The organism is Pasteurella dagmatis (assembly GCF_900186835.1).
Classification (GTDB): domain Bacteria; phylum Pseudomonadota; class Gammaproteobacteria; order Enterobacterales; family Pasteurellaceae; genus Pasteurella; species Pasteurella dagmatis.
Map to the genome: position 1 here is coordinate 1331213 of NZ_LT906448.1, position 11288 is coordinate 1342500.

6 protein-coding genes and 2 rRNA genes (1 of these 8 cut by a window edge) are annotated in these 11288 nt (G+C 38.6%); all 8 read right to left on the reverse strand.

Going from position 1 to position 11288, the window contains the following annotated elements; genetic code table 11:
* Positions 1-1170, reverse strand: coding sequence for a nucleotide sugar dehydrogenase (locus tag CKV78_RS06105; protein ID WP_005762948.1), 1170 nt, complete (start codon positions 1168-1170; stop codon positions 1-3).
* Between the two features lie 29 nt (positions 1171-1199).
* Positions 1200-3503 (reverse strand): aminoglycoside phosphotransferase family protein, encoded by a 2304-nt coding sequence (locus CKV78_RS06110; RefSeq protein WP_005762950.1) that lies wholly within the window; start codon positions 3501-3503, stop codon positions 1200-1202.
* A gap of 38 nt (positions 3504-3541) precedes the next feature.
* Positions 3542-5386, reverse strand: a complete 1845-nt coding sequence (locus CKV78_RS06115; protein ID WP_005762951.1) for an ABC transporter ATP-binding protein — start codon at positions 5384-5386, stop codon at positions 3542-3544.
* 34 nt (positions 5387-5420) lie between these two features.
* Positions 5421-6605: a glycosyltransferase family 4 protein gene (locus CKV78_RS06120; RefSeq protein ID WP_005762953.1), complete on the reverse strand. Its 1185-nt coding sequence runs from the start codon at positions 6603-6605 to the stop codon at positions 5421-5423.
* A 57-nt stretch (positions 6606-6662) separates the two neighbouring features.
* A complete protein-coding gene (locus tag CKV78_RS06125; RefSeq protein WP_005762955.1) occupies positions 6663-7886 on the reverse strand; it encodes a glycosyltransferase family 4 protein in 1224 nt (407 codons plus the stop codon).
* Positions 7887-7918: 32 nt separating this feature from the next.
* The gene (locus CKV78_RS06130) at positions 7919-9118 is read right to left on the reverse strand and encodes a glycosyltransferase family protein (RefSeq protein ID WP_231964003.1); all 1200 of its coding nucleotides are present in this window, start codon (positions 9116-9118) and stop codon (positions 7919-7921) included.
* 812 nt (positions 9119-9930) lie between these two features.
* Positions 9931-10046: ribosomal RNA gene (gene rrf, locus CKV78_RS06135) — 5S ribosomal RNA — on the reverse strand.
* Positions 10047-10182: 136 nt separating this feature from the next.
* Positions 10183-11288: ribosomal RNA gene (locus CKV78_RS06140) — 23S ribosomal RNA — on the reverse strand (it continues 1790 nt past the right edge of the window).

Here is an 11288-nt window from a genome sequence, read left to right on the forward strand (position 1 = left end):
CTAAATATCGCTGCCTTTTAAATCTCTTGAATACACTTTTTCTAATACATCATCAAGATTACTTGTCACTCGGTTTGCCAAAATGATATCGGCTTTTTGCTTAAACTCTGTCAGATCTTTTATCAATTCAGCATCAAAGAATTTCTCGCCTTTATATTCTGGTTCATACACAACTAATTTTACGCCAGCATTAGTTAAACGGCGCATAATGCCTTTAATACTTGAACTTCTGAAATTATCAGAACCGGCTTTCATTGTGAGACGATATACACCAACAACATTTGGTTTCTTACTCAAAATATCATTAGCAATAAAGTCTTTACGTGTTGAATTCGACTGAACAATCGCACTAATTAAATTTTGTGGAATGCTTTGGAAGTTCGCTAATAATTGCTTGGTATCCTTAGGCAAGCAGTAACCACCATAACCAAAAGATGGGTTATTATAATGTGTGCCAATGCGCGGGTCTAAAGAAACACCATCAATAATTTGTTTTGCATCTAAACCAAAGTTTAATGCAAAAGAATCTAATTCGTTAAAGAATGCCACACGAAGTGCCAAATAAGTATTTGCAAATAACTTAATAGATTCAGCTTCTGTTGGATTGGTCAACAGAATTGGGGTATTTGGCTCAAGGCTGCAATCACGCAACATTTGTGCAAATTTTTTTGCTGCATCACTATCATCACCAACTACAATACGTGATGGGTACAAATTATCATATAACGCCTTGCTTTCACGCAAAAACTCTGGAGAGAAAATAATGCGCTCTGTATTAAACTTCTTACGCATTCTTACCACAAAGCCAACGGGAATCGTAGACTTAACCACTAAGTAAGCCGTTTTATTTTGTGCGATTGCGGCTTCTAAAACAGATTCCACAGAACTCGTATTAAAATAATCCGTTACAGGATCATAATCTGTTGGTGTTGCTATAATAATATATTCAGCCCCCCCATAAGCTTCTGACGTATCGACTGTGGCGTGTAAAGTCAGTGCTTTTGTCGCTAAATACTCGCTAATTTCAGTATCTTGAATAGGTGAAATCTTATTGTTAATGAGATTTACTTTTTCTGTTGATAGATCTAATAACGTCACATCATGCTGTTGTGCCAGTAAAATTGCGTTAGATAAACCAACGTAACCAGCCCCTACAATAGTGATTTTCATACATTTGCTCCTATATAAAATTCAAGCCCTTATAAAATAAGAGTTAGCTTTTCCTCACATAATGAAAGTAACGTTTCTGTCGTATGTCTACGATCTGGAAACTGTGTACTGAGATAAATATGACGAGCCAAAGATAGTAGTGTATAAATTTCAACATCTTGTAGATTCGTCGTTGAATTGCTCGCTAAAAAAGTGCCTAAAAACGCATTTTGATGAGCAGATAATGCCTCTTTATCTGCATATTTGCGGATTGCAAATTCTTGAATATGAGCTAAATAATTTCCTGCATCTAAAGCGGAATGCCCCAGAGAAGCTAGATCAAGATCTAAAAGTACCATTTTCCCCGGCTTGCTTGCACACTCAAGAATTTGATCTTGGTAAAAATCGCGATGTATTGGGACAAAAGAGAAATGCTCTAATTTCATTGCGAGTTTTTCACAGCCAGTCAGTACATTAGCAATACGAATTGAAAGTTGAGGTGATAAAAGTTGTGCTTGCATTAAACGCTCACGCAAAATGTGAAGCTCTTGCTCTGGTCCCCACATTGGTAAATCTATAAATTTTTCGACCGCACTTTTATGCAACGCACGGATCGCTTTAGCAACAGACTCCCCTAAAAAAGCCAATCGCTGATTTTCAGGCACGAGTACATCACCAATACAACGTCCGCTGACTTTGATTTGTAGCCAAGTTTTATGTTCAGGTAATATTCCTAATGGCTCTGGCACACTGATAAGTGCGGTCTGATTAAATCCATTTTCCCAAAGGGCTTTTTGAATATAGTAAGAACGTTTATCTAAACCTTTACTGCGATATTTTCCAATAACACATTGCTTAGCATTTTTTGTGTCGATTTGGTATTCAACTAATGCACGACGTTGCAACTTATAACGAATCAGTTTGGTCGATTCGAGCAAACCTTGATTAGCTTCAGGCAATACATTCATCAACACATCTTGCATTTGAGTCTTATCAGTTAAGGTATTTAAGATAGGATCTAAGGCAAAATCTGCATATTTTGGAGTAGCAACTTTACTACAGATTGCAGAGTCAGCTAAAATTTGTTCTGCTCGCTGTAATAGTAGCAAGGTATGCTGTTCCCAATCGAGATGACGCTTACGGAAAGGCTCAGCGGCTAAACGTAAAATAGCAGAAGCTACGAACCAAGAGAAACCTTCTAAATTTATTTCTGTCTCGGCTTTATATGCTTGCAAAAAAGTTGCTATTAAATTTTCAGCTTGCCAAACAGGAAGCACACCTTCAATTACTTGAAGTTCTAGCCTTGCTTGCATCGTTGCAAGATCAAATAATGGATTTCCATTGGCTGAACGATCCCAATCTAAAAGAGAAAGTTCATCAACGCCTTTCTTATTATGACCGAGCACTACTTGATCTAAGGAAAAATCGCCATGAATCAGCGTAGAAATCACAGGTTGCTCAATTAAACCCTTTGCAACATTTGAAATCAAACACTCAAACCAAAGGCTGTATTCTGGCAAAATAATATTAAAAGTACTTTGTACCCCTTTTAATGATTGGATTTCATCATTGATGTCATAATTTAAAGGGTGTTTATAAGCCACTTTATGAACTTTCGCTAATTGGCTTGCGACTTTTTGAATTAAATCTTCAGATGGAATAATTCCATCTTCAGGGCACAAACTCTGCCCTTCTTGCCAATCTGTAATGACAGTATTGAGTGAACCTTCCACGCCTAGCAATTTAATATAGCCTTGTGCCGCACCAAAGGCTGCCCCTACAAGAACTTTACTAAAATCACTTTCTTTGATGGTTCTTACAACTGCCAATGTTTTTTGATGATGGCTGATTCTTGCCACTAAACGGCGCTCAGGTTTATAACGCAAAACATCAACTTGTAAGTTTTCATCTTCAAATTTCGACAGTGAACAAACTTTTAAAATTTTATGACGTAACTTATTGTCAACTAGCCATTTTAAATTACGGATACCACGATCATAAGCAGGATGAAATAAGATAATGCATAAATCAAAAATCGCTAGAGGTGCATTCGGCTCACCTTGTTGAACTAATTTTTGTCTTTTCGGATTATTCCAAGAGTTCTCAAATCGTTCTGGAGTTAATGCTTTTGCATAAAAATATTTATGCATACCATCTTGCCATTTAACACGCACAGTACAAGCACAGCTGTTAGCGGGTTTATAACGTAAATATTGAATATCTGCTTGCTCAATATCTTGCAATAATGGCAGTTTTTTCAAGGTGCTGAATAAAACATCACCATCTAATAAGGCAACTAAGCCCGGTAAAGCAGTATCCCTTGCAATAATCTTCTTATCAGCATTTGTCAGCATATTTATACCTATATTTTAGCGAGATGATTTATCAAAAGTTAACCCAATTGCATTTTCCACCAAGTAGCATAATTACCAGCTTTTTCCAGTAATTGCTGATGGTTTCCTTGCTCAACAATGACACCTCTATCAACAAATAGAATACGATCAGTTCTTGCAGCTAGTGCTAAATCGTGAGTAATCATTATTGTTGTACGTCCTTTCATTAAATTCTCTAACGCACTAATCACCTGAGTTTCACTTTCTTGATCCAATCCTACCGTTGGCTCATCTAAAATAAGAATCGCACTTTTATTAATCGCTGCGCGTGCAATAGCTATACGCTGTCTTTGCCCACCTGAAAGCGATCCTCCACGCTCACTTAGAACAGTGTCATAGCCCTCTGGTAATGCAGAAATAAAATTATGTGCTTGTGCAAGTTTTGCAGCTTCAATAATTTCTTCATCACTAATATCTGCTCGATTCACAGCACCTAATGCAATATTTTCACGAACAGTTAAACCGAACAGTAAATTATCCTGTGGCACAATCGCAATCTGTCCACGTACACTAGAGATTTTATAATCACGAATATCTTTACCATCGATACAAATACGTCCCTTATTGATGTCATAAAGACGTAAAAGCAAACTAGTAATCGTTGACTTCCCAGCACCTGATGGACCTACAATTGCTACACTTTCTCCGGCTTTGATTTTGAAGTCCATATCTCGAAGCACTGCCAGCGACTCGCTGTCTTTACCATTATAAGTAAAACTTACGTGCTCAAAACTCACCTGACCCTTGACGTCAGATAATTCTGGTGCATTTGGCTTATCTTGAATATCTGGCTGCTCATCTAACAAGTTGACGACACGCTCACCTGCGGCTAATGCTTTAGAAAGTCGGCCTGTATATTTCGCATATTCACGTACAGGACGGAAGGCATTGTTCAGATAAGACATAAAAATAATGAGATCGCCGGGAGTCATTTGCCCTGCTAAAACAGAATAGGCTCCTTTCAGTAACACTGCGGCAGAAACAAAAGCCACGATCAAATCCACTCTGCGTTCTAAACCTGCAGACAATTTTTTGGATTGCACGTTTTGTTTACGACTTTCAAGATCATCACCCACAAAACTACGCATTGTTTCACTTTCTAAAGAAAGGGATTGTACAGTACGGATCGAGCCAATAAACTCTGCTGCTTTCGCTGCTAATGCACCTTCTCTTTTACGTTGCGCACGACTAACTTCGTGAATACGTTTACTCGAACGAACCGTACTCCACCAAATAATTGGAATTGCTAGCAAAGTGACCGCACTTAGTTGCCAGTTGATATATATCATCATACTGAACATACCCACGAGAATCAGGATATTGGCTAACATCGGCATTAATGCCGTAATGACCGCTTCACGCAACATTCCAATATCGTTGATTAAACGCATTGTGAGATCGCCAGTTCTGGCTTGTGAGTGGAAACGCAAAGACAGGCGTTGCATATGTGCAAACAGATCATTACGTACACGACTTAAAATTCTGCTACCTGCTAAAGCCAGCCCCACTGTACTTAAATAACTTGATCCCGCCATAAATAACGCAATCAAAATCACAGCTGCCGCACAACCGAATAATAAATGCGTGGTATCTAAGGAACTTAATAATGTTGCAACAATACCATTCGGGGGATTTTTAACGCCGTCTTTTGCTACATCAACTACGTCTAATAACACATAGTCAACGACAAAAGCTAAAGGTAATGGTTTAAGAAGACGCATACCCGTTGCAATTAAAAGTGCACATAACGAACCAAAAACGATCATTCGTTCAGGTCGAATGTACTCTTTCAATCGATACGCAACAGTCCACCAAGCACCCTTATTTCCAGACTTACTTCCCATTCTTTTGATCCTTATTTATCAATTTACTTTATGCTTATTTTTGACAAGCACGCGCAATTTCTAAAATACGATCGACAACAGACAACCAACTATGTTGCTGTTCTGCAGTCAAACGGGCCATCATACCTAATTTCTGTGCTTTGACAGGATCAGTAAATAATTGGGCAATCACATCTGCCATTTTTTCTGGATTATCAGGTTCAACTAAAAGACCATTATGATTATCATCAACAACGGTTTCCAAATGCCCAACTCGTGTTGAAATAATTGGTAAACCGGCTGCCATATATTCATAAATTTTCAAAGGTGAAAAATAGAATTGTTCCATATAAGGATAAGGTGCGACTGCCACATCCATTTTTGCTAACCACTGAGGCACATCTTCCGGCAAAATTGCACCAGTAAACTGCACATATTCAGCCAGCCCTAATTTTGTGATTTCGTCATTAAGTAGTTCATATTGCGGACCATCACCAACAATCAGTAAACGGGTGTTATAACCTCGTTTTCTTAAAATTGACCACGCTTGAACTAATACCGAAACACCATGCCAAGGTTTCAGTGTGCCTAAAAAACCTACAACTGGGATATTCATTTCGCCCAAATCAACTGCAGTATTTAAACGTTTCGCATTTTCTTCTGCGGCTGGCGCAAAGCGAACAAGATCCACACCATTAGCAATCACATGCACTTTACCTTTGGCTTTCTCAAAGGTTTCAAGATAATGTTTCACACCAGGTGAAACAGCTACCATTGCATCTACATTAGAAAAAACATATTCCGCAACGGCTTGAGCTTCGTCTTCTAAAGGAAGCTCACGATGTTTTTTCTGTTCTTCAATTAAGGGGGCATTCACTTCTAAAATTGATACACATTGGTGTTTTTTAGCAAATGCTATCCCACCACGACTCCATAAAGAATAACGTTCATAGACAAGATCAAATGGACCTGATTCCGCTAAGATTTTTTCTAAACCTTCATTTGCCACTAATGATGCACGAGCACGATCTTCTGCAGAATGATTAGATAATGTTGGTAATGCGTGAACCTGAATATCTTTTAATTCTTCAGGCACTTCGCCACCCAATCGTTGAGCAAATAAAGTGACTTCTAAGCCACGTTTAAGCATACCTTTGATAACTTCTTGCACATGAACTGATGCACCCTTAGTTCCAAAAACAGGAATACCAGGATCCGCACAAATATAAGCTACTCGCATAATTTTTTACCTTCTATCTGATACTAAATTTAATTTGCAAAATGACATTGATACGATTTACTTATTAATTGCCGCACTAAATAATTGTTGCAATACTGCAACGTTCTTATCTTCATCGTATTCACTCTCAATTAATGCTCGTGAATTGAGAGATAAGGTTTTGCAAAGTTCAGGATCATCAAGTAAGCGTTCAATTGCATCTGCTAACGCTTCAGGATCATTTGGTGGCACGCATAAACCCGTCACACCATCTTGCACCAATTCAGGAATACCAGCGACTTGTGTAGAAATAACTGGAGTACCTAACGCCATTGATTCTAATAAAACAGTCGGTAAGCCATCTCTATCGCCATCTTCACTGATAACACTTGGTGCAATCATCATATTTGCAGACTTCATAAATTTGATAATTTCAGGTTGAGGCATTGGACCAACCATATCAACAACATCTTGGATATTAAGCCTTTCAATTTGCTCAAGTAACTGTCCACGTAATCCACCGTCGCCTACTAACGTGCAATGCATTGAAACCTCACGTTGTTTCAAAATAGCTAATGCATCTAATAAAACACTAAAGCCTTTCTTCGCAACTAAACGTCCAACAGAAAGGATATGACGGTTATTTTGAGTAAAAGGTTGGTAAGGAAATTTACGTAGATCCATTCCGTTATAAATTCTGACCGCACTTTTTGCATCATCACCATATTGCTCACGCAAATAGGCAAGATTGTAATCAGATACAGTTACAGTCGCAGATGCATCTCGCATTTTTTGCCCAAGCTCAGTCGATTCTTCATATTGGAAATAAATATCTTTAGCGTGAGCAGTAAAGGTGTAAGTAATATCTGCAAAAATTGCCGCTTGTCTGGCAACTGTCGTTGCTTGTGTGCCAAAGTGAGCATGCAAATGTTGAATACCACGTTTTTTAATCTCTAATGCAAGCAATACACTCTGAGCTACTTCGTGAACTGTACCTTTCGCTTTTTCTAATTTAGCAGCAAAATTGGAGAGTTTACTAAAGCCCTCATTAAGCAAAGCCCAAAATGTTTCTGTATTACGTTGCTTATCAGTAAGACGACTTACTGGTGCACGCACTTGAGAAATTCCATCTTGGAAATGAGTTTCCATTACTGGGCCTAAGGCAAAAATATCAATTTTTGTACCCGCTCTTTCATGAGCAAGAATTTCATTAACAACAAAAGTTTCTGAGAAACGTGGATAGCGTTTTAACACGTAGCCGATATACATAGGCTTTAATTCGCTTAAAGTCATTTTTTCCATAATTAGCTCCAAAAATAAGTTGGATAAATAAATTAAGAAGATTGTCTTTTGTTTACGATGGATCGGACTTGATTAACTACATTGTCCAATCCATTAAACCTTAGTACATCTCTGGCATTACGCTGTTTTTTCTGACCAGCCATCCAAGAGGATAGGGCTTCAGGAGTAAGCAAATCAGGATGTAAACAATCAATAATGCCCATCTCGGCTAAGCGAGAGGCTCGTATCCATTGCTCTTTTCTTGGAGAAATTCGTGGAACAATAAGCGCACGCTCATTGAAAGAAAGAATTTCAGTGACCGTATTATATCCACCCATTGAGATGATGCATTCTGCTTCCTGCATCAATTTGAGAGGTTCTGCAACAAAATCTACGACATGAATTTCAGGACGTTTTTCAATCATATCATGAATTTGTTTACGTTGTTCTTCTGGCATCAATGCACCAGTAATCAACAAGCCATTCCAACCTTTCGGTAATTCAGCTTGCATAAATGTTTTGGCAAGTTCAAAACCATCTTGCCCTCCCCCTACTACACAAAGTGCATAAGGATATTCAACACTTGATGAAATCACTGTATCTAAACCATGATTTTCCATCCTACATGTTTGATCTAAATAACCAACATATTGTAATTTTTCACAGATATCTTCATCAAGATTATATTCTCTAGCAAAATCAAATAAGTGAGGATCACCATATACCCAGATACTATCAAAATATAAACGAATGATTTCTAGGTTTTTCAACTTTTTCCATTGTGAAATAACTGCTTCTGGCTCATCAATAATATCACGCAATCCCAAAACAATATGAGTACCACGGCTAGCTAGAACTGGTAAAATTGTATCTAATTCATTCATTGCACCACGAGGCACATTATCTACCACTAGAATATCTGGCTCAAATAAATCTAGCGTTGAATAAATTATCTGCCTACGTACTTCAACTAAACGATCAATATCTTTACCTAAAGAGTTAGGAATATATTTACCTTCAGAAGTTTTAAAGTAACTTGGCATAGTCACTGTATCAGCCCCTTTAGGTAGCTTAAAAGCCCCCGACTCCCTTACTCCAGAAAGTAACAGAATTTCTGTATTTGGGCATGTTTGTAAAACTGACTGAGCAAGCAACATATTGCGACGAATATGCCCCAGTCCCATAGTATCATGGGAATAAAACGCAATCCGCGATGTTTCTAAACAATCGCAATTCTTTAATAAGTCTTGCATACTTGATCTTCTCTTTTGTTCCTAATGTAAATTAAGTCTAACGATAAAATAAAAACTTAATAAAAATAACTTAACTGAATAGATATTATCCTGATAAAGTATAAAAAGAAAGCAAGAAAGCCGTTTTAAGTTCATTTTTCAATCAATCAGAAGACTAAAAAAATCTCTTAAAAGGTAAAGGAATATAAGGTTATTCTTTAAGAAGAATTGATACTGATAAAGGTATAAAAAACATATCAAAAGAAGAAATAGGTGCTCTATATGTGTATAGTGTTGAGTAAAATACAGTCAAATAAATTTTCAATTGAAGTAAATTTATATCAAAAAAGATTAAAGATAAAATAATAAATTAAAACTAAAAAAGACTGCATAAAAATAAGTTAAATATTTATCATATTTTACTAATACCGATATTAATATTGTATTTTTGATATATGAATTACATAAAACGATAGAATACTATTATAAAATAACAAAGAGCATAGTTCTGTATACATTAATAAAAAAGTAAAAACACCGCCCTTTAGATTGAAGAGCGGTGCTGTCTTATATTTTTCAAGGTTTGTGGTTCAGCTTGTTATTGTTGTTATTTTTCTATTTATGTGGTTTATTAATCCCATTTACTCGCTTTTATCTCATACCATTCTACTGTTTCCTACTGTTTCCAACGGGATGAGATTAAAGTTAAAGTTAGTGTAAAACTAAAAGCTAGCCCTCTTCTATTTCATCTAGCCATTTTTTCATCTTTTACAATTTCCACCGAACACAAAAAAACCTCAACTATCACTAGTTGAGGCTCTCTCTAAATCAAAACCTGGCGGTGACCTACTCTCACATGGGGAAACCCCACACTACCATCGGCGTAACAGCGTTTCACTTCTAAGTTCGGCATGGAATTAGGTGGGTCCACTGCACTATCGCCGCCAAGATATCCCGTTGATGTTATCTTATTGTCTTTGTTCTTTAATTCGAAACAAGCTGTCTAATGAGTCTTTCCAATTTTCGTCTGCGTTATTGCTTTGCTTAGCGTCTCTCACCTACACCCAAAAACACTTGAGCGTTGTATGGTTAAGCCTCTCGGGCAATTAGTACTGGTTAGCTCAATGTATCACTACACTTACACACCCAGCCTATCTACGTCGTAGTCTCCAACAACCCTTACTGACTTTAAGTCAGGGATGACTCATCTCTTGGCAAGTTTCGTGCTTAGATGCTTTCAGCACTTATCTCTTCCGCATTTAGCTACCCAGCAATGCCTCTGGCGAGACAACTGGCACACCAGTGATGCGTCCACTCCGGTCCTCTCGTACTAGGAGCAGCCCCAATCAATCATCCAACGCCCACGGCAGATAGGGACCGAACTGTCTCACGACGTTCTAAACCCAGCTCGCGTACCACTTTAAATGGCGAACAGCCATACCCTTGGGACCTACTTCAGCCCCAGGATGTGATGAGCCGACATCGAGGTGCCAAACACCGCCGTCGATATGAACTCTTGGGCGGTATCAGCCTGTTATCCCCGGAGTACCTTTTATCCGTTGAGCGATGGCCCTTCCATTCAGAACCACCGGATCACTATGACCTGCTTTCGCACCTGCTCGACTTGTCTGTCTCGCAGTTAAGCTTGCTTCTACCATTGCACTAACCTGACGATGTCCGACCGTCATTAGCAAACCTTCGTGCTCCTCCGTTACGCTTTGGGAGGAGACCGCCCCAGTCAAACTACCCACCAGACACTGTCCGAGACCACGTTCCGCAGTCTTCGTTAGAACATCAAACGTTAAAGGGTGGTATTTCAAGGACGACTCCACAAGCACTGGCGTGCCTGCTTCTTAGTCTCCCACCTATCCTACACATCAAAATTCAATGTTCAGTGTCAAGCTATAGTAAAGGTTCACGGGGTCTTTCCGTCTAGCCGCGGGTACACCGCATCTTCACGGCGATTTCAATTTCACTGAGTCTCGGGTGGAGACAGCCTGGCCATCATTATGCCATTCGTGCAGGTCGGAACTTACCCGACAAGGAATTTCGCTACCTTAGGACCGTTATAGTTACGGCCGCCGTTTACTGGGGCTTCGATCAGGAGCTTCTCTTTCGATAACACCATCAATTAACCTTCCAGCACCGGGCAGGCATCACACCCTATACGTCCACTTTCGTGTTTGCAGAG